Source organism: Limosilactobacillus pulli, from assembly GCF_947381555.1.
Lineage (GTDB): Bacteria > Bacillota > Bacilli > Lactobacillales > Lactobacillaceae > Limosilactobacillus > Limosilactobacillus pulli.
Genome location: NZ_CANCWQ010000002.1, coordinates 83,878 through 107,911, shown reverse-complemented (window position 1 = coordinate 107,911; position 24,034 = coordinate 83,878). Strand labels below are relative to the sequence as shown.

20 protein-coding genes and 2 tRNA genes are annotated in these 24,034 nt (G+C 46.3%); 20 read left to right on the top strand and 2 right to left on the bottom strand.

Translation table 11 applies throughout. The annotated features are described in order from the left end of the window. Positions 1–329: 329 nt before the first annotated feature. From dnaA to QOS03_RS01200, 14 genes are all read left to right on the top strand, one after another. A complete protein-coding gene (dnaA, locus tag QOS03_RS01265) occupies positions 330–1,640 on the top strand; it encodes a chromosomal replication initiator protein DnaA (protein ID WP_169461567.1) in 1,311 nt (436 codons plus the stop codon). A gap of 164 nt (positions 1,641–1,804) precedes the next feature. Beyond that, positions 1,805–2,944, top strand: coding sequence for a DNA polymerase III subunit beta (gene dnaN / locus QOS03_RS01260; RefSeq protein WP_272208779.1), 1,140 nt, complete (start codon positions 1,805–1,807; stop codon positions 2,942–2,944). Between the two features lie 279 nt (positions 2,945–3,223). Then, entirely contained in the window at positions 3,224–3,448 is a 225-nt protein-coding gene (yaaA, locus tag QOS03_RS01255) for a S4 domain-containing protein YaaA (protein WP_169461565.1), read from the top strand. Positions 3,449–3,451: 3 nt separating this feature from the next. Further along, on the top strand, positions 3,452–4,576 hold the full coding sequence (gene recF, locus QOS03_RS01250) for a DNA replication/repair protein RecF (RefSeq protein ID WP_283575096.1): 1,125 nt from the start codon (positions 3,452–3,454) through the stop codon (positions 4,574–4,576). Next, on the top strand, positions 4,573–6,525 hold the full coding sequence (gene gyrB / locus QOS03_RS01245; RefSeq protein ID WP_169461563.1) for a DNA topoisomerase (ATP-hydrolyzing) subunit B: 1,953 nt from the start codon (positions 4,573–4,575) through the stop codon (positions 6,523–6,525). Before recF ends, gyrB begins: the two co-directional genes overlap by 4 nt. Positions 6,526–6,547: 22 nt before the next feature. Next, the gene (gyrA, locus tag QOS03_RS01240) at positions 6,548–9,049 is read left to right on the top strand and encodes a DNA gyrase subunit A (protein WP_283575095.1); all 2,502 of its coding nucleotides are present in this window, start codon (positions 6,548–6,550) and stop codon (positions 9,047–9,049) included. Positions 9,050–9,254: 205 nt separating this feature from the next. Continuing rightward, a complete protein-coding gene (gene rpsF, locus QOS03_RS01235) occupies positions 9,255–9,551 on the top strand; it encodes a 30S ribosomal protein S6 (RefSeq protein ID WP_169461561.1) in 297 nt (98 codons plus the stop codon). Positions 9,552–9,600: 49 nt separating this feature from the next. Beyond that, positions 9,601–10,341 (top strand): single-stranded DNA-binding protein, encoded by a 741-nt coding sequence (gene ssb, locus QOS03_RS01230; RefSeq protein ID WP_283575094.1) that lies wholly within the window; start codon positions 9,601–9,603, stop codon positions 10,339–10,341. Positions 10,342–10,379: 38 nt separating this feature from the next. Continuing rightward, a complete protein-coding gene (gene rpsR / locus QOS03_RS01225) occupies positions 10,380–10,616 on the top strand; it encodes a 30S ribosomal protein S18 (protein WP_057779812.1) in 237 nt (78 codons plus the stop codon). A 141-nt stretch (positions 10,617–10,757) separates the two neighbouring features. Continuing rightward, complete coding sequence (locus tag QOS03_RS01220) at positions 10,758–12,794, top strand: DHH family phosphoesterase (protein ID WP_283575093.1); 2,037 nt, start codon at positions 10,758–10,760, stop codon at positions 12,792–12,794. Continuing rightward, positions 12,791–13,243 (top strand): 50S ribosomal protein L9, encoded by a 453-nt coding sequence (rplI, locus tag QOS03_RS01215; RefSeq protein WP_169461558.1) that lies wholly within the window; start codon positions 12,791–12,793, stop codon positions 13,241–13,243. The genes QOS03_RS01220 and rplI overlap by 4 nt, the downstream gene beginning before the upstream one ends. Before the next feature lie 18 nt (positions 13,244–13,261). Beyond that, on the top strand, positions 13,262–14,665 hold the full coding sequence (gene dnaB / locus QOS03_RS01210) for a replicative DNA helicase (protein WP_283575092.1): 1,404 nt from the start codon (positions 13,262–13,264) through the stop codon (positions 14,663–14,665). A gap of 104 nt (positions 14,666–14,769) precedes the next feature. Then, positions 14,770–15,969 carry an MDR family MFS transporter gene (locus tag QOS03_RS01205; RefSeq protein ID WP_283575091.1) on the top strand — a complete coding sequence of 400 codons (1,200 nt, stop codon included), beginning with the start codon at positions 14,770–14,772 and terminating at the stop codon, positions 15,967–15,969. A gap of 15 nt (positions 15,970–15,984) precedes the next feature. Continuing rightward, entirely contained in the window at positions 15,985–16,296 is a 312-nt protein-coding gene (locus tag QOS03_RS01200; RefSeq protein ID WP_283575090.1) for a hypothetical protein, read from the top strand. Positions 16,297–16,465: 169 nt separating this feature from the next. Here QOS03_RS01200 and QOS03_RS01195 read toward each other — a convergent pair. Both QOS03_RS01195 and QOS03_RS01190 read right to left on the bottom strand, forming a co-directional pair. Then, positions 16,466–16,538, bottom strand: a tRNA-Lys gene (locus tag QOS03_RS01195). A gap of 169 nt (positions 16,539–16,707) precedes the next feature. Further along, positions 16,708–16,780 (bottom strand) — tRNA-Lys (locus QOS03_RS01190). A 206-nt stretch (positions 16,781–16,986) separates the two neighbouring features. Here QOS03_RS01190 and yycF point away from each other — a divergent pair. From yycF to QOS03_RS01160, 6 genes are all read left to right on the top strand, one after another. After that, entirely contained in the window at positions 16,987–17,694 is a 708-nt protein-coding gene (gene yycF / locus QOS03_RS01185) for a response regulator YycF (RefSeq protein WP_283575089.1), read from the top strand. A 15-nt stretch (positions 17,695–17,709) separates the two neighbouring features. Then, a complete protein-coding gene (gene walK, locus QOS03_RS01180) occupies positions 17,710–19,563 on the top strand; it encodes a cell wall metabolism sensor histidine kinase WalK (protein ID WP_283575088.1) in 1,854 nt (617 codons plus the stop codon). Continuing rightward, positions 19,563–20,870: a YycH family regulatory protein gene (locus tag QOS03_RS01175; protein ID WP_283575087.1), complete on the top strand. Its 1,308-nt coding sequence runs from the start codon at positions 19,563–19,565 to the stop codon at positions 20,868–20,870. The genes walK and QOS03_RS01175 overlap by 1 nt, the downstream gene beginning before the upstream one ends. An 11-nt stretch (positions 20,871–20,881) precedes the next feature. Continuing rightward, positions 20,882–21,709: a two-component system regulatory protein YycI gene (locus tag QOS03_RS01170; RefSeq protein ID WP_283575086.1), complete on the top strand. Its 828-nt coding sequence runs from the start codon at positions 20,882–20,884 to the stop codon at positions 21,707–21,709. Between the two features lie 17 nt (positions 21,710–21,726). Beyond that, positions 21,727–22,536 (top strand): MBL fold metallo-hydrolase, encoded by an 810-nt coding sequence (locus tag QOS03_RS01165; RefSeq protein WP_283575085.1) that lies wholly within the window; start codon positions 21,727–21,729, stop codon positions 22,534–22,536. Positions 22,537–22,599: 63 nt separating this feature from the next. Continuing rightward, positions 22,600–23,847 carry a S1C family serine protease gene (locus tag QOS03_RS01160; protein WP_283575084.1) on the top strand — a complete coding sequence of 416 codons (1,248 nt, stop codon included), beginning with the start codon at positions 22,600–22,602 and terminating at the stop codon, positions 23,845–23,847. Positions 23,848–24,034: the final 187 nt, after the last annotated feature.

Below are 24,034 nucleotides of genomic sequence, written 5' to 3'. Positions count from 1 at the left end.
TGATGGGAAAACTAGGGATATTTTAATTTATCCACAGAGTTATCCAAAGCAAAAACAGTTCCCCACAGGCTGTGGAAAAAGTTATCAACAGGATTGTGGATAACTACGAAAACATGATTAAACCACTTTTTATTCCTTGAAGTTATCCACAGATTGCCAGTGATTAACTTTATTTTTACTATTTCTTTTCCACAAATCCACAGGCCTGTAGAAAAGTTATCAACATGTCTGTGGATTTTGTTAATAGTTTTTACACAGCCTTGTGGAAAACTATGACTATCGATGCTAAAATATTCTTTGGATTTTATTTACCTTGAGGAGGAATTTACTTGATTGAGCTAAACTCTCTCTGGGAATCGGTTCAAAAAGAGTTTCGCAAAACTACTGGCAGCGTAACCTATAACAACCTGATCGCCCCAGCTAAAGCAATTTCTCTCGAAAACGATCAACTGACCATTGAGCTGCCCACCAAATCACACCGGGACTTTTGGCAAAATGAAATGACTGACAAGCTCAAGGACCTGCTTTTTAATGAGACGCTGGTCCACATTGAGCCGCGTTATACGCTTGAGAGAGAATTATTAACCCCGCCTTCACCAACTGGCGGCAATATGACCAAACAAACACCCTTAAATCCTGAATATACGTTTGAGGCCTTCGTTGAGGGTCGTAGTAATCAGATGGCCTATGCCTCGGCCTACGCAGCCTCTGAACAACCCGGCGGACTTTATAATCCGTTGCTAATCTATGGCGGAGTAGGACTGGGCAAGACTCACCTCATGCAGGCAATTGCCAATAACATGCTGCGGCATAATCCCAATGCCAGAATCAAATACGTCACCAGTGAAACCTTCACTAATGACTACATCAATTCCATCAAAAATAATAACCAAGAACAGTTTCGACGCGAGTATCGTGATCTGGATGCCTTATTGGTGGATGATGTCCAGTTCTTTTCTAATAAGGAAGGAACGCAGCTGGAATTTTTCAATACCTTCAATTCATTGCATGACAACAACAAGCAGATCGTGCTGACTGCTGATCGCAACCCAAAGCAGATTCCTGATTTGACGGATCGTTTGGTTTCACGGTTCGTCTGGGGCGTTCCCGTTGAGATTACGTCGCCTGATCTGGAGACACGGACGGCCATTTTACGCAGTAAGGCCGAAGAAGAACAGATCAACGTTCCCAATGACGTTTTAAGCTTTATTGCCAGCAAGGTCGACACCAATGTCCGCGAGCTTGAAAGTGCATTGCTACGAGTACGCGTGGCGGCCCAGCTTCACCACACGCCCATCACGATTGACCTAGCCAATGAAACGCTCAAGGGAATGGAGGCTGCCGATGAGGCGGTTGTTTCGATCGACTTGATTCAAAAAAAGGTTGCGGCCTATTATAATATTCGTCAGTCCGATATCGTGGGTAAAAAGCGCGTCAAGCAGATCGTCTTTCCACGTCAGATTGCCATGTACCTTGCCCGCGAGCTGACCGAAAGCTCGTTGCCAAAAATCGGCAAGGAGTTTGGCGGCAAGGATCATACGACGGTGCTGCATGCCATTGATAAGATTGAAAATCAATTGGCAGAAGACGATAATCTACAAGATGACATTCGCAACCTTAGAATGGAGCTGCAGCCTTGATTGTGGAAAAATCAAAAGTTATCCCCAAGATATCCACAGCTTTTCCACAGTTATGAAAGCTTAATCTAACAACATTTATCGTGGTTTTCCACATTATCCACAAGTCCTATTACTACTACTAAAGTTTATATAATATATATAAAGCAACAAGGAGAGATTCACTTATGAAATTTACCATCAATCGTCCAGCATTTATTAATCAGCTCAATAATGTCTTACGAGCAATCTCATCCAAAACTACGATTCCAATTCTGACTGGTCTGAAGATGGTCGTAACGGATCACAGTGTTATTTTGACGGGTAGTGATGCTGACATTACGATCGAATCAACCTTAGAGGCTGCTGACAGCAACTATGGGTTATCAATTGAAGAACCTGGGGCAATCGTTTTGCCAGCTCGCTTCTTTAACGAAGTGATCAAAAAGCTGCCGGACAAGCAGGCAACGATTGAAGTCTTTAATGGTCTGCAGGTACGGATCACGTCAGGGACGGCGGAATTTACCATTAATGGTCAGGATGCCAACAATTATCCACACCTGCCAGAAGTTGAAAGCGAAAATACGGTTGAACTGGCTTCTGATATGCTGCGTGAAGTTATTGACCAAACGCGGATTGCCGTTTCCAAGCAAGAAAGTCGACCAATTTTGACTGGGATTCACGTTATGCTGAATAATGGTATTTTGACGGCGGTAGCTACGGACAGTCACCGGTTGGCACAACGTAAGGTTGAATTACCAGAAACGGCAGGGCTTGATTTTGATATCGTTTTGCCGGGGGTATCCATGACGGAACTGGCAAAAATGATCAGTGATGAAAAAGATGGCGTTAAAATGCAGATTACGGAAAATCAAGCATTGTTTATTTTTGGCAATACTCATTTCTACTCACGTCTGTTGGAAGGCAATTATCCAGAAACCAGCCGTCTGATTCCGGAAACGTCCGATACGCGTCTCGAAATTACGGCCAGTGACCTATTGGCATCAATCGAGCGGGCCTCACTGCTGTCTCATGAAAGTCGCAACAATGTCGTTAAGCTGACTGTCAACCCAGAAAACAAGATTGCCACGGTTTCTGGAACGTCAGCTGATGTGGGTAACGTTGAAGAAGAAATCAATGCTGATCAGATTGTGGGCAACCCTTTGGAAATCTCATTCAACCCTGACTACATGCGTGATGCACTGAAGTCGTTTGGCCAGACTAAGATTTTGATTTCGTTTACGACGGCACTGCGGCCATTTACGCTGGTTCCAACTGAAGAAAAAGCCAACTTTGTTCAGTTGATTACGCCAGTCCGGACTTACTAATCAGTTAAATCTGTTGAAAAAGCATCCACTTATCCACAGTGGATGCTTTTTGTTGTGGATAAGTGAATAAATCGTTGAAAATATGTGGATAAATCACTTTCTAATACAAGAAAACGCTTAAATCACTTAAATTTGCTTTCTGAGCGAAAATAGCCTGTTTTAGATAAAAATGATTAATTGGGATAATATTTGCTGACAAGGCCTAAAAACGCCCTTAAATTTGTTTTTACGTCTTATAAAAGCTATAATAGAACAGCAAGCATAAAGTAGGTGAAAAGTATGCAAAATTCAAAAAAAGTCGCAATCAGCAGTGAATTCATTACGCTTGGGCAGCTGCTGAAAGAAGAAGGCATCATTCCTACGGGTGGTGCCGCTAAGTGGTTTTTGCGCGAACATGAGGTCAAGGTTAACGGCGAGTTGGAAGATCGTCGTGGGCGTAAGCTGCGTGCCGGCGATCAAGTTGAGATCAGCGGTATTGAAGACGTTGAGATCGTGGCTGAGTAATCAATGTATCTTTCGGAAATTGAACTGCGAAATTTTAGAAACTATGAGAATCGTAAAGTAGCGTTTTCCCCAGGCATTAACGTGTTCATTGGGGAAAACGCTCAGGGCAAGACTAATCTGCTGGAAGCCATTTATGTCTTGGCAATGACGCGCAGTCACCGAACAGCCAATGATCGTGAGCTGATCAACTGGCAGGCAAAAGAGGCACTGGTCAAAGGGACGGTAATTAAGCAGACGGGACGCGTGCCATTGAAAGTGCTGCTGGGAACGCGCGGCAAGCGGGTCAAGGTCAATCATCTGTTTCAGTCACGGCTGTCGACTTATATTGGCAACCTGAACGTGGTTTTGTTTGCACCTGAAGATCTGGCACTGGTTAAAGGAGCCCCTCAAGAACGGCGCCAATTTATGGACACGGAATTCAGTCAGATGAGCAGCCGTTATCTGTATGCGATCAGCCAGTTCAGGGGGCTCTTAAAGCAGCGTAACGAGTACTTAAAGCAGCTGAAGTATGGTGGCCAGGCAGATCAGGTATTGCTGGACGTGCTGTCGGATCAATTGGCTGACAGCGGTGCAGCAGTAATGGCAATGCGCTTTAAGCTGATTAAGCGCTTGGAAACGTGGTCGGCCCAGCTGCATGATCATATTTCCCAGCAAAAAGAAGTCTTGAAGCTGAAATATATTTCCCAGGTAATGGTCGAAGATGAAACGACGGAAAAAGAAATCGCTACGCAGCTGCAGAATCTGTACCATGAGCATTTGGCCCAGGAAATCAAGCTGGGGACTACGCTTTATGGTCCGCAGCGTGATGACATCCGTTTTTTAGTCAATGATCAAGACGTTCATCGCTTTGGCTCACAAGGCCAGCAGCGAACAACAGCATTATCGGTTAAGCTGGCTGAGATCGATTTGATGAACGAGCAGACTGGCGAGTACCCATTGCTACTATTGGATGACGTTTTGTCAGAGCTTGATGATGATCGACAGACGCATCTATTGACAGCTATTCAAGATAAGGTTCAGACGTTTTTGACAACGACCAGCCTCAGTGGCGTGGCACGACAATTGATCAATCGCCCAACGATTTTTCAGATTGCCCATGGAACGATCGACAAGGAGGACATAAAGTGAGCGATAAAGAACTTGAAGCAGAGAAAAAAGCAGAACTGGCCAGCGAGTACGATGCCAGCCAGATTCAGGTCTTAAAAGGGCTGGAGGCAGTTCGGAAGCGTCCGGGAATGTACATTGGCTCCACTAGTGCTCAAGGTCTGCATCATCTGGTTTGGGAAATCGTCGATAATGGTATCGATGAGGCCCTGGCTGGTTTTTGTGATGAGATCAATGTCGTTGTCGAGCCAGACAACAGTATTACGGTAACCGACAATGGCCGTGGGATTCCGGTTGATATTCAAAAAGAAACTGGCAAACCGGCCTTGGAGACGGTCTTTACCGTTTTGCATGCCGGTGGTAAGTTCGGCAACGGCGGCTACAAGGTATCTGGTGGTCTGCACGGGGTTGGTGCCTCAGTTGTTAACGCCCTGTCAACCGAGCTGGATGTCTACGTTACCCGCCAAGGCAAGGAATACTACATGGACTTTGATCATGGCCATGTCAAGACGCCGATGAAGGTCGTTAAAGAAGGTATCTCAGAGCTCAAGCATGGAACGCGGGTGCATTTTAAGCCGGATCCGGAAATCTTTCGTGAAACAACGATCTACAATATCAAAACGCTGACTGATCGCATTCGTGAACTGTCCTTTTTAAACAAGGGCCTTAAGATCACGATCGAAGACAAGCGTGAAGAAAAGCCAACGCGCCAAGAATTCCATTATGAAGGCGGAATTCGTCACTATGTTGAATTCTTAAACGAAGGCCAAGAAGTCCTGTTTGATCCGCCAATCTACGTTGAAGGCGAAGACAAGGGCATTACGGTTGAGGTCTCTTTGCAGTACACGACGGGCTACCGCAGCACGCTGATGACGTTTACCAACAACATTCATACTTATGAAGGCGGAACGCACGAAACGGGCTTTAAGACAGCGCTGACGCGGGTTATTAATGACTATGGTCGCAAGAGCGGTCAACTGAAAGGCAATACGACGCTTTCCGGTGATGATGTACGGGAAGGATTGACGGCCGTAGTTTCGATCAAGCACCCCGATCCACAGTTTGAAGGTCAGACCAAGACCAAGCTGGGCAATTCAGATGCACGAACGGCAACTGATCATATCTTCAGTGAGATGTTTACGCGCTTTTTGATGGAGAATCCCGATACGGCACATAAGATCGTTGAAAAAGGGATGCTGGCCTCAAAGGCACGGGTAGCAGCCAAGCGTGCCCGTGAGGTTACCCGCAAAAAGAGCGGTTTGGAAATCTCAAGATTACCCGGGAAATTAGCTGATAACACCAGCAAGGATCCGGCAATTTCAGAACTGTTTATCGTCGAAGGGGACTCAGCCGGTGGTAGTGCCAAGCAGGGACGCTCTCGGCTGACGCAGGCAATCCTGCCAATTCGCGGTAAGATTTTGAATGTCGAAAAAGCCGGGATGGATCGTATTCTAGCCAACGATGAGATTCGCTCACTATTTACGGCGTTGGGCACTGGTTTTGGCAGCGACTTTGATATTACCAAGGCCAACTACCACAAGCTGATCATTATGACGGATGCCGATGTCGATGGTGCCCATATTCGAACGCTTTTGTTGACGCTGTTCTATCGCTACATGAAGCCAATGATTACCAATGGCTACGTCTACATTGCACAGCCACCACTGTATCAGGTTCGGCAAGGCAAGTTTGTTAAGTACGTTGAGTCTGATGAAGAGCTGCAAGAGGTTCTGGGAACGCTGCAGCCAAGTCCTAAGCCGGTTATCCAGCGTTATAAGGGGCTGGGTGAAATGGATGCTGAACAGCTGTGGGAAACGACCATGGATCCTGAAAAGCGTCACCTGTTACGGGTTGACTTAGACGATGCTGCCGAGGCCGAGAAAATCTTCCCAATGCTGATGGGAACCAAAGTCGGTCCACGGCGCGAATTTATTGAAGAAAATGCCAAGTTTGTTGAGAACTTGGATCTGTAAAATCAGCTAAGGAGGAAAAAACGTGGCAGATCAAGATATGCCAGGGCGGATTACTGATGTCAATCTGACCGGATTGATGAAAAATTCATTTCTGGACTATGCAATGAGCGTTATCGTAGCGCGGGCACTTCCTGACGTTCGCGATGGGCTTAAGCCGGTTCAGCGGCGGATCCTTTATGGAATGAATGAATTAGGCGTGACGCCAGATAAGCCATATAAAAAATCCGCACGTATCGTAGGTGACGTTATGGGTAAATTCCACCCTCATGGCGACTCCTCGATTTATGAAGGTTTGGTACGGATGGCGCAGGACTTCAGCTATCGCTACATGCTGGTTGATGGTCACGGTAACTTTGGCTCAGTTGACGGTGACGGGGCAGCCGCCATGCGTTATACCGAGGCCCGAATGAGTAAGATTGCCGTTGAAATGCTGCGCGATATCAACAAGAATACGGTTGACTTCCAGGACAACTATGACGGCAGTGAAAAAGAGCCTACCGTTTTGCCAGCACGGTTCCCTAATCTTTTGGTTAACGGTGCTTCTGGGATTGCCGTGGGGATGGCAACCAATATTCCAACCCACAACCTGGGAGAGGTTATCGATGCCATTCATCTGCTGATGCAAAATCCCGATGTGACGACCGAAGAACTGATGAAGGTGCTGCCAGGGCCCGATTTTCCCACCGGGGGCGTAGTCATGGGCAAGTCCGGCATTCGCAAGGCTTATGAGACTGGCCGCGGTACGATTATTGTGCGGGCCAAGGTTGATATTGAAGAATCCAAGAATGGCCGTCAGCGCATCGTCGTTCACGAGATTCCATACATGGTCAACAAGGCCCGTTTGATTGAGCGAATTGCTGAGCTGGCTCGTGAAAAAGAAATCGAAGGCATTACCGACATCAATGATGAAACCGACCGAGAAGGGATGCGGATTGTCATTGACGTACGGCGCGATGCCAGTGCTGAGGTCATCTTAAACAACTTGTACAAGATGACTTTGATGCAGACGACCTTTAACTTCAACATGCTGGCCATCGTCAACGGGGCGCCAAAGGTATTGAGCCTCAAACAGATTCTGCAGTACTACCTGGAGCATCAAATCAACGTTGTCCGGCGGCGGACCGAATTTGATCTGAAAAAAGCGCAGAGCCGTGATCACATTGTCAAGGGTCTGCTGATTGCCTTGGATCACATTGACGAGATTATCAAAATCATTCGTGAGGCCCAGACCAGTGAGATCGCCAAAAGTCAACTGATTGAGCGCTACACGCTGGATGAGCGTCAGGCTCAAGCCATTTTGGATATGCGGCTGGTTCGGCTGACTGGTCTGGAACGCGAAAAGATTGAAAACGAGCACCAAAAGCTGACTGAGGCCATTGCCGATTACAAAGACATTTTGGCGCATGAAGAACGCATTAACCAGATCATTTATGATGAACTGCTGGAGATTCAGCGTCGTTTTGGCGACAAGCGCCGGACTGAGCTGCAAGTCGGTGACATTACCGACATTGAAGACGAGGACCTGATCGAAGAAGAAGATATCGTGGTTACGCTGACGCATAACGGCTACATCAAGCGGTTGCCGGTTGATGAGTTCAAGTCACAGAATCGTGGTGGCCGTGGCGTTAAAGGGATGGGCGTGCATAAAGATGACTTTATCGAGCATCTGATCTCAAGTTCTACACATGATATCCTGCTGTTCTTTACCAACTCGGGCAAGGTCTTTTCGATGAAAGGCTACGAGGTTCCAGAGTACGGTCGTTCAGCACAGGGAATTCCGATCATCAATCTGCTGGGGATCGATAATCACGAAAAGATTACAGCCGTGATCAACGTCTCCAATGCGGCTGACGATGCTGACAAGTTTTTGTTCTTTGTTACCAAGCAGGGAACGGTTAAGAAAACGCCGGTTGATGACTTCCGCAACATTCGCAGCAATGGTCTGAAAGCTATTCAGCTCCATGATGGTGACGAGCTGATTCACGTCAATATCATCGATGGTCAACAGAACATGATTCTAGGAACGCGACTGGGCTATGCAGTCAGCTTTAATGCCGAAGACGTCCGCTCCATGGGTCGCTCGGCAGCCGGCGTACGTGGAGCCAAACTGCGCGATGGCGACTGCATCATTGGGGCCGCTCCGCTTAACAGTGACGGCAATGTCTTTGTTATCAGCGAAAACGGTTTTGGTAAACAGACGCCAGCCTCTGAATATCCAATCAAAGGTCGGGGCGGTAAAGGAATCAAGACCGTCAACGTAACGGCCAAGAATGGTCCGCTGGCCGGTTTGACGACGGTCAGCGGCGATGAGGATATCATGCTGGTTACCGATAAGGGCGTAATTATTCGCTTTGGTATTGAGACCGTCTCGCAGACTGGTCGGGCAGCCGTTGGGGTTCACCTGATCAGAATGGATGATGACTCTAAGGTGGCAACGATGGCCAAAGTAGTCAAAGAAGATCAAACAGATGATGCGACTGCTGAGAATTCATCAGCTGCAGAAACTGAAGAAGAAACCAACTAAATAAAATGCAAAAGCTGAATTACGGCATATAGTTTAGACAGAGGGCCACAATTCAGCTTTTTTTGATCAGATGATTGAATCGCTTGTAATTAATTTTTATTTATGCTAATATCTTTTTCTGTGAGTATACGTTAAAACGTCTGCTCTCCTTGCTCTTATTAATCTTGAAGATAAGAGCCAGAGTCCATAAGGAGGTGTAACATTCATGGAAACACGCAAATATGAAATTACTTACATCATTCGTCCTGACATCGAAGAATCTGCTAAGAGCGAACTGGTAGCTCGCTTTGACAAGATTTTGACGGACAATGGTGCCAACATCATCGATTCAAAGGATTGGTCAACGCGTCGGTTTGCCTACCCAATCGCTAAGTACACGGAAGGTACTTACCACGTAGTCAACCTGACTGCTGACAGTGACGAAGCTCTGAACGAATTTGATCGTCTGGCTAAGTTCAGCGACGACATTCTGCGTCACATGATTGTTAAGCGCGAAGCCTAAATCACGTTGCAATCCAATTGAATAAGTTTTAGAGAGGAGTACGAGGTCCATGCTTAATCGCGTCGTATTAACCGGTCGTCTGACAAGAGATGCTGAATTGCGCTACACTCAAGGCGGCACATCAGTGGCCTCCTTCACGCTGGCCGTTGATCGTCAGTTTCGGAATGCTCAAGGTGAGCGTGATGCCGACTTTATCAACTGTGTTATTTGGCGAAAGCCAGCCGAAAATTTTGCCAACTTCACTCATAAAGGTGCCTTGGTTGGAATTGACGGTTCGCTCCGGACGCGCAGCTACGAGAATAATCAAGGCCAGCGCGTTTATGTAACGGAAGTACAGGTTGATAACTTTGCATTGCTGGAGCCGCGTCGCAGTGGCAATCAGCCATACAGTGGCGGCGGTCGTTCTCAGTCCGGCTTTGGTGGTAATCAAGGTGGCTGGAACAATGGTCAGTCGCAGTACAATGGCGGCTATCAGCAAGGCTATGACAACGGTCGTGCTTCTCAACCAATGGGAAATCAATCTTTTGGCAATCAAGGCGGATTCAGTAATCCCTTTGAAAATGCGCCAATGCCTGGTCAAGAAGCACCAGTCCACAATGATTTTCCATTCGGCAATGAAGACTCTCAGCCAGCTGCATCATCAAACGATGATGGCACGTTTGATCTAAATGACAGTGTCTTGCCAACCAACGGTCAACCTGCTGCTAACTCAAGCGATGCTGCCCCAGCACCTAAGTCTAATGACGCTAAATCTGCTGACGGTACGGCTGAAGATGATTTGCCATTTTAATTTAAAACCAAAATATATGATTTAAGGAGGGTAATTTCATGGCTCAACAACGTCGTGGCGGTCGTCGTCGTCGCAAGGTCGACTTTATCGCCGCTAACCACATCGAATACATTGATTACAAAGACACTGATTTGCTGAAGCGTTTCATCTCTGAACGGGGCAAGATTTTGCCACGTCGAGTAACGGGTACCAGCGCCAAGAACCAACGTCGTCTGACGATCGCTATCAAGCGTGCACGGATCATGGGTCTGCTGCCATTCGTTGCTGAAGACTAATTCAGCGGATAATTAAAAACATGATGGCTGGTGTCATCATGTTTTTTTTTGCTTTTATTTATCGGGAAAAACGTCAACGATGAGATGAAGAACCGATTGTGATAAGATAGGGATATCTAGATTGTCGTATAGGAGAAGAATATGGGTAATTTCTTTCGACATAACAATTGGAATTTTTTAATCAGGAATCATGCAGTTCGATGGAATTTTTGCTATCTGACCTTGATGACGATTGTGTGTCTGATCCTGGCCTTTTATACCAACTGGATCCTGGGGACGATCCTGTTGGTAATTGCTTTTGTGGGGATCTGGATCAGCGTCCACCAGCTGCGGCGATTAGTAGTCGATACTGAGGAATATATCAATAATCTGACTTATCAGGTGCAGCGCGGCCAGCAAGAGGCACTTTTGGAGATGCCGATTGGAATGGTAATGCTGAACAAAAACGGTATCGTTAGCTGGATCAATCCTTATATGGCTCGTTATTTTCAGTTTGAGCATATCGTTGGCAAGCCACTGGATCAAGCTGATGAAGAGCTGGCCAAGCTGATCGAAAAGCATCGTCATGATAAAGGGCCGGTAGTCGTTTCATGGCGTGATCATCGATTTGAGTTTTTAGTGCAGGATCGCTATCATGTCTGCTATCTGCTGGATGTCACCAAATATGAGCAGATCAGTGAACGCTATCGACATGAACAGATTTTCCTGGGAAATATCTATCTGGACAATTATATTGAGCTGACGCAGGGAATGAGTGATTCGGCAGTTTCTAATCTGCATAACTATGTGACTTCAGAATTGAGTCACTGGGCTAAAGACAATCATCTGCTGCTGCGAGTAATCAATGAGGATAATTATTTCGTAATCGGGCACTATCAGTCGCTGATTGAATTAGAGAAGCAAAAGTTCAAGATTTTAGATGTGATTCGCGAAAATACCTCCAAGCAAAACTCGCCAGTAACTTTGAGCGTGGGGATTGCATATGGTCAAAGTGATTTGATCAAACTGGCTGACATGGCCCAGCGTAATCTTGATCTGGCACTTGGCCGTGGTGGCGACCAGGTTGTCGTCAGAGAAGAGGATCAGCGGGCGCGCTTTTATGGTGGCCGTACCAATCCAATGGAGAAGCGGACTCGCGTTAGAGCACGGATGATCAGTCAGGCACTGCAGGAACTGATGACGCAGGCTGACCAGGTTTTTGTAATGGGTCATTCCAACCCAGATATGGATTCTTTAGGGGCCTGTCTGGGAATTAGAAGAATTGCGGAAATGAATGGTCATGAGTGCTGGATTGTTTTGGATAAGGAAAAGGTTCACAGCGATATTGCCCGGCTGATGATGGAGATCAACGACTATCAAAGTATTCGTGATCGGATTATCACACCGGATGAGGCCATTAGTAAGGCCACCGACAGCAGTCTGTTGGTAATGGTGGATCACTCCAAGTCAAGTATGTCAATTTCACCCCAGCTTTATGAGCGGCTGGCCGACCGAACGATTATCATCGATCATCATCGACGTGGCGAGGAATTTCCTGAAAATCCACTCTTGGTTTACATTGAGCCTTACGCTAGCTCGACTTGTGAGTTGATTACGGAAATGTTTGAATATCAGCCACGAGAAAGCGAGTCGTTAAATAAGCTGGAGGCAACGGCAATGCTGACGGGAATTCAGATTGATACCAAGTCGTTTACGCAGCAAGCCGGTACCAGGACGTTTGATGCGGCCAGCTACTTACGTTCGGCTGGAGCGGATGGTTTGATGATTCAATATTTCATGAAAGAAAACGTCCATAGTTTTATGGAAAGAAATCATCTGATTGCTACCGTTGAGTTTTTGAATAATGATAAAATGGCGTTATGTGCCGGTGAGGATGATCGCGTCTATGATCCAGTCATCGTTGCTCAGGCAGCCGATACGCTTTTGCAAATGGATGGTATTGATGCCTCATTTGTAATTGCCAAGCGTGCCAATGGTAAAGTTGGCATCTCGGCCCGCTCAATGGGCAACGTCAATGTCCAGATTATTATGGAAAAGATGGGTGGTGGTGGTCATCTGGCCAATGCCGCGACCCAGATTGGCGGTAAGTCAGTCAGTGAGGTTAAGGAAGATTTGATCAGACTTTTAACGACAAACGATCAGATTGAGAATGAAACAGAAAAGGAGCAGCAACAATGAAAGTTATCTTTATTAAAGACGTACGTGGCCGTGGTAAACGCGGTGAATTAAAAGAAGTTCCCGATGGCTATGCTCAAAACTATTTGATTAAGCGTGGCCTGGCCAAGGAAGCCACTAAAGCTGCCATGAGTGAATTGAAGGGACAGCAGCGGGCAGCCGAAAAACATGAGGCAGAAGAACTGGCAGAAGCCAAGCGCTTAAAAGAGGTTCTGGAACAAGAAGACACGGTTGTTGAATTGAGTGCCAAGGCTGGTACCGATGGCCGTATCTTTGGTTCAGTCTCCTCCAAGCAGATTGCCAAGGCTTTGGAAGATCAGTTCAACTTAAAGATCGACAAACGCAAGATTGAGCTGCCTGCACCAATTAAGGCAACCGGCTTTGTGCACGTACCAATCAAACTGCATCATGATGTAGAGGCAACGATTGACGTGCACGTAGCTGCCAAATAAACGAAAGGCCGTCAGCAAATGGACAATGCCAGTTTAAGTTCAACGCGCACCGCACCGCGTGATCTGGCCGCTGAAAAAGCCGTTTTGGGTGCGGCTTTTCTATCGCATGGCGCCATTGAGGAAGCAATGGAGTTCGTTTCCTCAGATGATTTTTATCAGCGTGCCCATCAGATCGTCTTTGCGGCGATGGTTAAGCTTAACGACCAGGAAAAGCCGATCGATGTCTTGACAATGAAAAGTGAGCTGGAAAGCGAGCATCAATTGGATAACATTGGCGGCGTTGAATACTTGGCTGAGCTGGCTGGATCAGTGCCAACTGCGGCCAATATCGGCTACTATGCCCGGATCGTTCATGATAAGGCTACGGCTAGACATCTGATTGACGTAGCAACAGAAATCGTACAGAAAAGCTATGAGGGCCAAGAAAGCGTCAATGAGCTATTAGACGAGGCTGAAACATCAATTTTGCGGGTTTCTGAATCCAGTAATCGGGCAGGCTTTCAAAGAATTGATACCGTCTTAAATGACTCAATCAATCACGTCTATGAGCTTTCTAAAAACGAGAGCGACGTTACGGGGCTGCCAACCGGTTATCCACAGTTGGATGAGATGACGACTGGTCTGCATGATGATGAGTTGGTGATCATTGCCGCACGTCCGGCCATGGGGAAAACTGCCTTTGCATTGAATATCGCCCAAAACGTAGCTACCAGCTCGGATGCAACGGTTGCGATCTTCAGTTTGGAAATGGGGGCCGAATCGCTGGTTAACCGGATGCTTTGCGCACAGGGCAATATCAATGCCAATCACCTGAGAACCGGTCAACTGAATCAGGATGAGTGGAACAACTTTATGGTTGCCTCCAGTGTTTTAGCGCAGGCCAACATTTATATTGATGATACACCAGGGATCAAGGTACCGGAGATTCGGGCCAAGTGTCGGCGGCTGGCTAAGGAAAACGGCAACCTTGGTCTGATTGTGATTGACTACCTGCAGCTGATTGAAGGGAGCAACCCGGAGAACCGCCAGCAGGAAGTCTCAGAGATCTCGCGACAGCTCAAGAAGCTGGCCAAGGAACTCAGTGTACCGGTAATCGCTCTTTCGCAGCTTTCGCGTGGCGTTGAGCAGCGTCAAGACAAGCGGCCGGTACTTTCTGATATTCGTGAATCTGGATCGATCGAGCAAGATGCCGATATCGTCAGTTTCCTGTACCGTGCTGATTATTATGATCGTGAAGGTGCCGACGATGATGATGATCAAAAAGAAGAAAAAACGTTTAATGATCCCGACCAAAGCTTGAGTGAAGTCGAGATCATCATCGAAAAAAACCGGAGCGGCCCACGGGGAACCGTCAAGCTGCTCTTTAACAAAGCCTATAACAAGTTCGCCGCGGTTGACTATCAGCATACCGAACCGGCTTAAACGACAAGCAGCAGTTGAGTAATCAGCAGCTGCTTGTTTGTTGTCTTGTATTGATTTTGCACTAAGATTAAGAGAGAAATATTGAAAAGAAGGGGAGCGGGTAAATGAAGAAAACAGGATTTAAATTGCAGTGGCTGCTTTTGGGATCGTTTTTGGGAAGTATTGGCAACAGCTTTATCTGGCCATTGACGACAATCTATATCCATGACCAGCTGCATCAGTCATTGACTGTCTCAGGAGTTGTGCTGCTGTTTTATTCTGGTGCCAATGTCGTCGGCAGCTATATTGCCGGGATGCTGTTTGATCGCAAAAATCCGCGGCATTTGATGATTGGCGGTCTGATTTTAGCGATGGTCTCAATGGCAGTTTTGATTTTTAGAAACGGTTGGCCAATCTATCCGGTCATGCTGACGATCATCGGCTTTTTTAACGGCTGGATCATTACGATGGTCAACTCATTTGGGACGCGGGTACGCAGCCATGATGGTCGCTTTGTCTTCAACATGCTTTATTTTGCCAATAACCTGGGGATGGTCTTGGGAACCACGATTGTCGGACCGCTCTATCAGATGGCTCATAACAGCGTGTCGCCACTGTTTGCCATTACAGTGGTTATGTATGCCTTTTTCTTGCTGGTCGTAGTCTTGTTCTTCAATATCGTACCAATCAAGCCACGCTATCACCATACGGTGGACGTAGACTTTGGTCCTAAGCATGATAAGCTGCCAGCAGCCAATGCCCAGATCATCTGGACGCTGTTTATCTCATTTGCCATTGTCTGGATCATGTATGGACAATGGTCGAGCAACATGTCGGTCTACATGACGGATATGGGTATTTCAATGACGCTGTATAGTATGCTGTGGACGATCAACGGGATTTTGATTGTCTTGTTCCAGGCCGTGATTAGTTGGCTGACCAAAAAGATTACCAATGACTACTACTTTGTCTACTTTGGGATTTTTACATGTGGATTATCGTTTATCCTGCTTTTATTTGCCAAGAGCTATGCAATGTTCGTTTTGGCGATGATTGTTTTGACGCTTGGCGAGGCAACGGCCTTTCCGACGATCCCGGCCATCATCAATCTTTTATCACCGGTTGGTGATAAGGGAAAGTATCAGGGAATGCTGAATGCTTTTGCTTCAACCGGCAAAGCGATCGGTCCCTTGTTTGGCGGTCTGATTATTGAAAGATTCTCCTACCGGCCGTTGTTTGTTATCTGTGCAGTCTCAATCATGATCGTTGAAGTTGTGGTCTTTGCTGTGGCCATGACCCGTCAGTATGATGCCGAGCAGTTTTAGATTCAAGGTGAGCGTATGTTTTACAATAATTTTGATCAGGTTTATGGCGAGGATCGTTGGGGGATGGTTGGCAAAACCGGTGATCCTTTTCGTGAGGAACACCGCTTAAAGATTGCCTGCAGCAAATGTCATCAAAAGCCACTGGTGATTGCTGAGCGCAACTGGGAAGCAACCAATGATGATCATTCGCAGCGCTATCAGATTGTGGTTGCCTGTCTCAACTGTGGTTTTGCGGATGAATTTGAGGTTAATGTCGGTCAGGAAAATAAGATTGGCCGGCTAAAATATGCCAAGATTGTCCCAACGCCTGCTGATTTGGCAGACTAAAGGATGGCTGGATTGATCAAACGTTGGTTGATCAGTGTCTGATCTACCAGCTGCTAAGCTGAGTACTATTATCTATTAAAAAGAGGCTGGGAATTGACCCAGCCTCTTTTTAATAGTGTGGATTTGGAAAATAAAAAAAGCCACCGACTAAAAGCCGATGGCGACATGATGGGCAGTCAGGGGATCGAACCCTGGACCCACGGATTAAGAGTCCGTTGCTCTGCCAGCTGAGCTAACTGCCCATGTCCTTAACAACGAATATTATAATATCAGATATATTATGTTAATGCAATACCTTTTCAAATAAAAAGTTGAAAAAATTTGCAATCAGTTGCCAATCAGTCTAGAATTACAATTTATGGCATAACAAAAGCGCTTGACTAATTGATCAAGCGCTTTGTAAACCTCTGATGGGCAGTCAGGGGATCGAACCCTGGACCCACGGATTAAGAGTCCGTTGCTCTGCCAGCTGAGCTAACTGCCCAAATTGTTAATCGTTGTTGAACATCAACAACAGTTATATATATTAAATGCTTTTAGATGTTTTGTCAACAGTTTTAGCAAAAAAATTTTGAGATTCAAAAGCATTAATACGACTATGCTATAATAGAACCGCAATTTATGTACAAAAAACCTCTACGACTCAGTTTAATTGAGTTTTGATCAGTAAATCTATGGAGGAATCAATCAATGACAAAAAAAATATTGGTAGTTGATGATGAAAAACCAATTTCGGATATCATTAAGTTTAATCTAGAAAAAGAAGGCTATGAGGTCGTCGTTGCCTATGATGGCGAAGAAGCACTGGAAAAGGTTGAAAGCGAGCAGCCAGATTTAATTGTCTTGGATCTAATGCTGCCTAAGATTGATGGCCTGGAGGTTGCTAAGCGTGTTCGGGCTAAACATACGATGCCAATCATCATGGTAACGGCCAAGGACTCTGAATTGGACAAGGTCTTGGGTCTGGAATTAGGTGCTGATGACTATGTTACCAAGCCATTTTCCAATCGTGAGCTGGTAGCACGGGTCAAGGCTAATCTAAGGCGGCAAGAAGCGGCAGCAGCACCAGCAGCTGAGACGCAGAATGCCGATATTCAGGTCGGTGACTTAACGATTCATCCCGATGCCTACACGGTAACCAAGCGTGGCGAAAATATTAATTTGACGCACCGTGAGTTCGAACTGCTCTACTATCTGGCCCAGCACATTGGTCAGGTTATTAATCGTGAGCACTTGTTGCAGACGGTTTGGGGCTATGACTACTTTGGTGATGTACGGACGGTTGATGTAACGGTACGACGGCTGCGTGAAAAAATCGAAGACAACCCCAGTCATCCGCAATGGCTGATTACTCGTCGTGGGGTTGGCTATTACTTGGCCAACCCAAGCCAAAACTAAAAGGATCAGTTAGTTTTGAACAGCAAAATCAAATTTTATCAAAGTATTCATTTTAAAATCGCCCTGGTGTTTGCGCTAATGCTGATGCTGACCTTGGAAGTCGTCGGGGCGGTTTTTGTGCGTCAACTGGAACATGAAAATCTTAATACCTTTAAGCAGCAGATTGAGCTGCCGACCTATGTTGACAGCTCGCTGGCAAAGCAATTGAGCCGTACTAACGAAAAATTGGCCAACAAGCAGATCAAGCAGATTCTTTCAGAAGTCAAAAATAACAACATCTCTGAGATTCGTGTAGTCGATGCCAAAGGAATCGTCAGAGGAACCAGCAATGCCGGTACGCAGGATATCGTTGGCCAAAAAACTACTGACGAGGCCGTTAAGAATACCCTGCTTAATAATCGTTCCCATACTGAGAATATCTATGATAATGCCAGTCATAATCGCTATTATGTCAACGTAATTCCTTTGGTGAGCGCTAATACCAATAACGTGGTGGGGGCTGTTTATTTACGGGCCAATTTAGAGAGCGTCTATGACAGTGTTAACGGCATTTCTTTGATCTATCTGTCAGCGGCCTTGATTACCGTGGTACTTGGTTTGGGCATGGCAGTCTTGATCTCACGTGAAATTACGCGGCCGATTGAGGAAATGCGTAAACAGGCCCTGCGAATTGCGCGTGGCGATTATTCTGGCCAGGTTAAAGTTATGGGCAATGATGAATTGGGGCAGCTGGCCGGTGCAGTCAATAATCTTTCCGTTCGCGTTGAAGAGGCTCAAGAGTCAACCGATTCTGAACGGCGGCGTCTAGACAGCGTGCTGTCGCATATGAGTGATGGAGTATTGGCAACCAACCGACGCGGCAATGTTACGATTATCAACAACATGGCGCTGCAGATGCTGGATATTGATTTAGAAGATGATGTTTTAGGCAAGTCGATTCTGGATGTCTTGGACGTACGACGCGACTACACGGTGCGGCAATTGATCGACAACTCGCAGCAGCAGACCCTGTTTGATCTAAACGTTGATGGCAATGATATGATTTTAAGCGCCTATTTCTCGCCGATTCAACGTGAGTCGGGTTTCGTTTCTGGTTTGGTCTGTGTGCTGCATGACGTTACCAGCCAGCAAAAAGAGGAACGGGAGCGCAAGGAGTTTGTCTCCAATGTTTCCCATGAGCTGCGTACGCCGCTGACCAGTGTTAAGAGCTATGTGGAGGCCTTGAGCGATGGAGCCTGGAAAGATCCAGACATTGCCCCACAGTTTTTAAAAGTCGTTCAAGACGAGACTGAGCGCATGATTCGAATGATCAACGATCTGCTGAGCCTTTCGCGAATGGATTCTGGTACCGCCAAGCTAAACTTGGAATACGTCAATATTAATGAACTGTTTAGATATATTCTGGACCGCTTTGACATGATCATCAAAAAAGAAGAAGATCCGCAAAAGAAGCGTTACACTATCGAACGTCACTTTACCAGCAAGGATCTCTGGGTTGAGATCGATCCTGATAAGTTTACCCAGGTGGTAGACAACATTATGAATAATGCCGTCAAGTATTCGCCGGATGGTGGCGTAATTACGGCTCGCTTATTGGAGACGCATAACCACGTGATCTTAAGCATCAGTGACCAAGGGCTGGGGATTCCTAGAAAGGATCTAGGACACATCTTTGATCGCTTCTTCCGGGTTGATAAGGCCCGCAGTCGCAAGCAGGGTGGTAGTGGACTTGGTCTGGCAATCTCAAAGGAAGTTGTCAATATGCTGGGTGGTCAGATCTGGGTTGACAGTGTGGAAGGCAAGGGCTCGACCTTTTATATCTCATTGCCTTACGTACCTTATGATGATGAAGGAGATGACTGGGATTAATGACCAAAATCAAAGAAAATTGGCTGAGTATTTTGTTGGCCGTGGTTGTCATTCTCAGTATGCTTCTTTCGGCGTTGCTATGGACGAACTCGCTTGGCTATGAATGGTTTGCCAACAATGATGCCGAAAAAGGGACTACGCAGCAGACCGCCTTGCAGTCGGTGGGCGACATTTATTTGCCAACGCAGGTAATCCTAACCAAGTCTGATGAGTCGCAGCAGCTTTTGTATGGTCAAAAAAAGAACCTGATTTTGACATTGCGCAACGATATGCAGAAATGGCAGCTTTCAGGTTTTCGGCGCGTTGCTCACGACAGCTCGACAACCTATATGAACTATCTGCGCAATGACAACTCGATCATGCTGTCTTATCCAGATGCCATGGCAACGGGAATCTTCAATCAGACATTCTCACAGTCGGTTGACAGTAAAAAAATGTCGCAGATCAACCATATCGTGATTCCGCTCAAGGGTCGCAACGTTGTTTATCTGCTTAATGACGATGACTTTACGGTCTATCGGATGAACATTACAAATAATGCCGCTCGGGCCAGAATTAAAAAGCTGGTTCGTCGATCCGGTCAGCGCATCGACGTTGATCATAAAATTGTAGACAACCAGCCAATCGTAACCTATCCACATGCGATTAAGCTGCCGGTCTTTGCCTATCAGCTGACGACGCAAGATATTGATAATCTGACACAGAATCTGCTGCGCTCAACCAATTCATCGGTCTTTACCACCAAGAAAAAGGGCAATGATACGATCTATATGGATGGTGCCAGCAAGCGGCTTGATTATCATCGTGATACAAGTGTGGTCGGCTTTGCCAACTATCTGGGCAAAGATAGTACCTATCAAGGGGCCAGCCTGTATCGTCATTTGTACAAACGCTTGACGGCAACCGGGACAACGTTGGACTGGATGCGATTTGATGCCGTTAACGAAAAAAAGCAGACAATTGTATTCCGCAGCTACGTGGAAGGCTTCCCGATCTTTAACGATCATGGCTACGGTACCGTGAAGCTGCAGGCCAACGCGGATGGCGTGGAGCGTTGCCAGCTGTCGCTCTACAGCCTGGGCGTACCATTGCCGATTAATGAATCAAAGGTTAAACTGCCGCCTTCGTCAGTCGTCTATAATGAGCTGCGCCAGGCAGGTAAGGATAAAGAAGTTTCAGGACTGCGCATTGGCTATCGCTGGGATAATCAAGATAGCGATACCAAGGTCGTTAAACTGGAACCAACCTATTACGTCTATTATCATGGCAAATGGGTCGACTATCAGACGCTGACGGACGATAAATAAGGGGGCGCGGCATGAACTTTAAACGAATTCAATGGATTTTCGTGATTGCTTTTACAATCTTTGACGTCGTCTTGGCCAGCTATTTTTTGATTGGTACGCATTTTACGGCAATGGTCAAACAGCAAAGTCAGCAACAGACGATTCTCAAAGAAATGCGCAACGATGAGATAAGTTTTGCCAATTTGTCAACCAAGCAGCAGACGGGGTATTATATATCCGGTAAGCGAGCCAACAGTCAGCTGGCAGCTGCTGTCAATAAACTGAACGATCAATCGGTCCGGTTAAGCAATGGTATGCTGATCAGTGAGCTAACCTCGCCGATCAAGGTTAGTATGCTCAATCCTGACCAGCAGCTAAATGTATTTATCAAAAATTCGCATCATGTTTTGTACGGATCGCAATATGCATATAATCGGGATCTGTCGACGGCCAATACGATTATTTATACGCAAAAGATGGAAGGGCGTGCAGTATTTGGCAGTGAAGGGCAGCTGCGCTTTAAAGTTGGCAAGAATCATAAGGTCTATGGCTACACACAGACTTATCTGAACAATATACAGGTTCTAAGACCACGTGCCGTTACCATCAGTCAGCAAGAGGCCGTGATCTGGCTGTATAAGCATAACTATATCCCCAACAACTCAAAGATTCGCTGGGCTAAGCTGGGATATGCCAAAACTCTGCTGACCAAAGACCAGGCAGTCTATGTACCAACCTGGTATGTTGAGATCAAGACTAAAAGTTCCGGTGACGTGCAGCATTTAAGGGTCAATGCATTCAATAATACGCTGATGCGCGACACGCCCCAAGAGATTGATACGACGCAGCTGAATCAATAGGCAAAGAAGGATAACAAGTGACAAACTCGGATGACAATCTGTACTACAGCATTTTAGCCAGTGGCAGCTCAGGCAACGCCACTTATCTAGAGACCGCTCATCATCGGATTTTGATTGATGCTGGGCTCAGTGGTAAGCGCCTGGAAGAAAGAATGCAGGCGATTGGCCGCTCGCTTAAAGACGTTGAGGCCCTGTTTGTAACGCATGAGCACAGCGACCATGTGCAGGGTGTCGGCGTACTGGCACGGCGCTATGGCATGGATGTTTATGCCAACGCCAAAACGTGGAAAGCGATGGCCAAAAAAGTAGGCGAGATTCCCTTAGCACAAAAAAATATTATTGAGCCAGGCAAGATTAAGGATTTTGGTGATCTGGAGGTAGAAAGCTTTGCCGTTTCACATGATGCGGCCTACCCGCAATTTTACCAGCTGCATCATGACAACCAGGCCTTTTGTATTTTGACGGATACGGGATACGTCTCACAGCGTGTAGCTAAGACGATTGAAAATGCTGACGCCTATTTGATGGAATGCAACCATGATACGGAAATGCTTAGAATGGGTCCTTATTCTTGGCCGCTTAAACAGCGCATCCTAAGCGACGAGGGACACCTTTCTAATGAAGAGAGTGCCGAAGCCTTATTGGATGTGATCGGCAACCATACCAAGCGAGTCTTTTTAGGACACCGTAGTCAGCACAACAATATCCGCTCGTTGGCTCATCTAACGGTTGCCACGATTTTAGAGCAGCATGATCTGGGTGTGGATCAGAACTTTGACTTAAAGGATGCCGAGCCTGACCAGCCAAGTGAACTGTTGGCTTTGTAAATATTTCAACTAATATTCATACTTTTTTGTTATACTGAAAAAAAACAAAGGAAGTATTAGATTATGGCAGGCAAGCGGTTAATCGTCAAAGTTGCAGGGGTAGGACTTTTAGCGGGCCTGATTGGTGGTGGCGTATCATATGGCGTGGGTAATGCAATCGTCACTCATCAGCAAAACGAAGCTACCAAAGTGCCATCTGGATCAAACAAATCCGGGGGCACTAAGATCAATAAAAATGAGGATACTAAGAGCAATCAGTCAACTGAGGCCTATAACGTGGTCAAAGGGGCCGTGGTCAGCGTCATCAATAAGCAGACCAGCTCCTCTGATGACAATGATATTTTGTCGATATTTGGTGCGGATTCAGATTCATCAAGCTCCAATTCCAGTTCGCTGCAGACGGCAAGTGAGGGCTCAGGGGTAATCTACAAGAAGTCAGGCAATACTGCCTATATCGTTACCAACAATCATGTGGTTTCTGGAGCCAGCGCGCTGCAGGTAATCATGAGCAACGGCAAGAAAGTCCAGGCTGAACTGGTTGGTACCGACGCAACGACTGATTTGGCCGTCTTAAAGATCAGCTCTGCCAACGTGACGACGGTTGCCAAGTTCGGTAATTCCAACTCGATCAAGGCTGGTCAAGATGTTTTGGCAATCGGTTCGCCAATGGGCAGTGAATATGCTAATACGGTTACCAAGGGGATTATTTCTGCACCTAAGCGGACGATCAGTGCCAGTTCAAGCAATTCCGGCACCAATACGACGGTCATTCAGACTGATGCGGCCATTAATGCTGGTAATTCTGGTGGTCCGCTGGTCAACATGGCAGGTCAGGTTATCGGTATCAATTCGATGAAGCTGGCCAGTGATAACCAAGGGACCAGTGTTGAAGGGATGGGCTTTTCGATTCCAAGCAACGAGGTCGTCAGAGTGATCAATCAGTTGGTTGCCAATGGTAAGATCACCCGGCCATCCTTGGGAATTGAAATGCTTGACTTAAGCAATGTTGACGGTGATGATCAGCAAAACGTCCTCAAGCTGCCAAAGAGCATTACCAAAGGGGTCGTAGTCATGAAGACCCAAAGTGGTTCGGCAGCAGACCAGGCGGGAATTCAAAAATACGATGTGATTACCAAGATCAACAATAAAAAGGTTAATGATGGTGGTGATCTGAAGACTCAGCTGTACAAATATAAGGTTGGCGATACGATCAAGTTGACGTTGTATCGCCAAGGCAAGCAGCAGACGGTATCGGTTAAGCTGACGCAGGCTGCTAGTGCTGACAGCAGCAGTTCATCGGATAATCAATAACCTTAAAACGTGTTCTTAATGATTAATTGATTGTTAAGATCACGTTTTTTATTTGACGAATTATCCACAATTTCTGTGGATAAATGTTCCAAAAACAGTGGAAAACTAAATCAGCCTATTTTTTAACACCACGTTGCGTGTAAAAGAATCGGTAAGCTAAAGTTAGATCAGAAGCTTGTAAAATCAA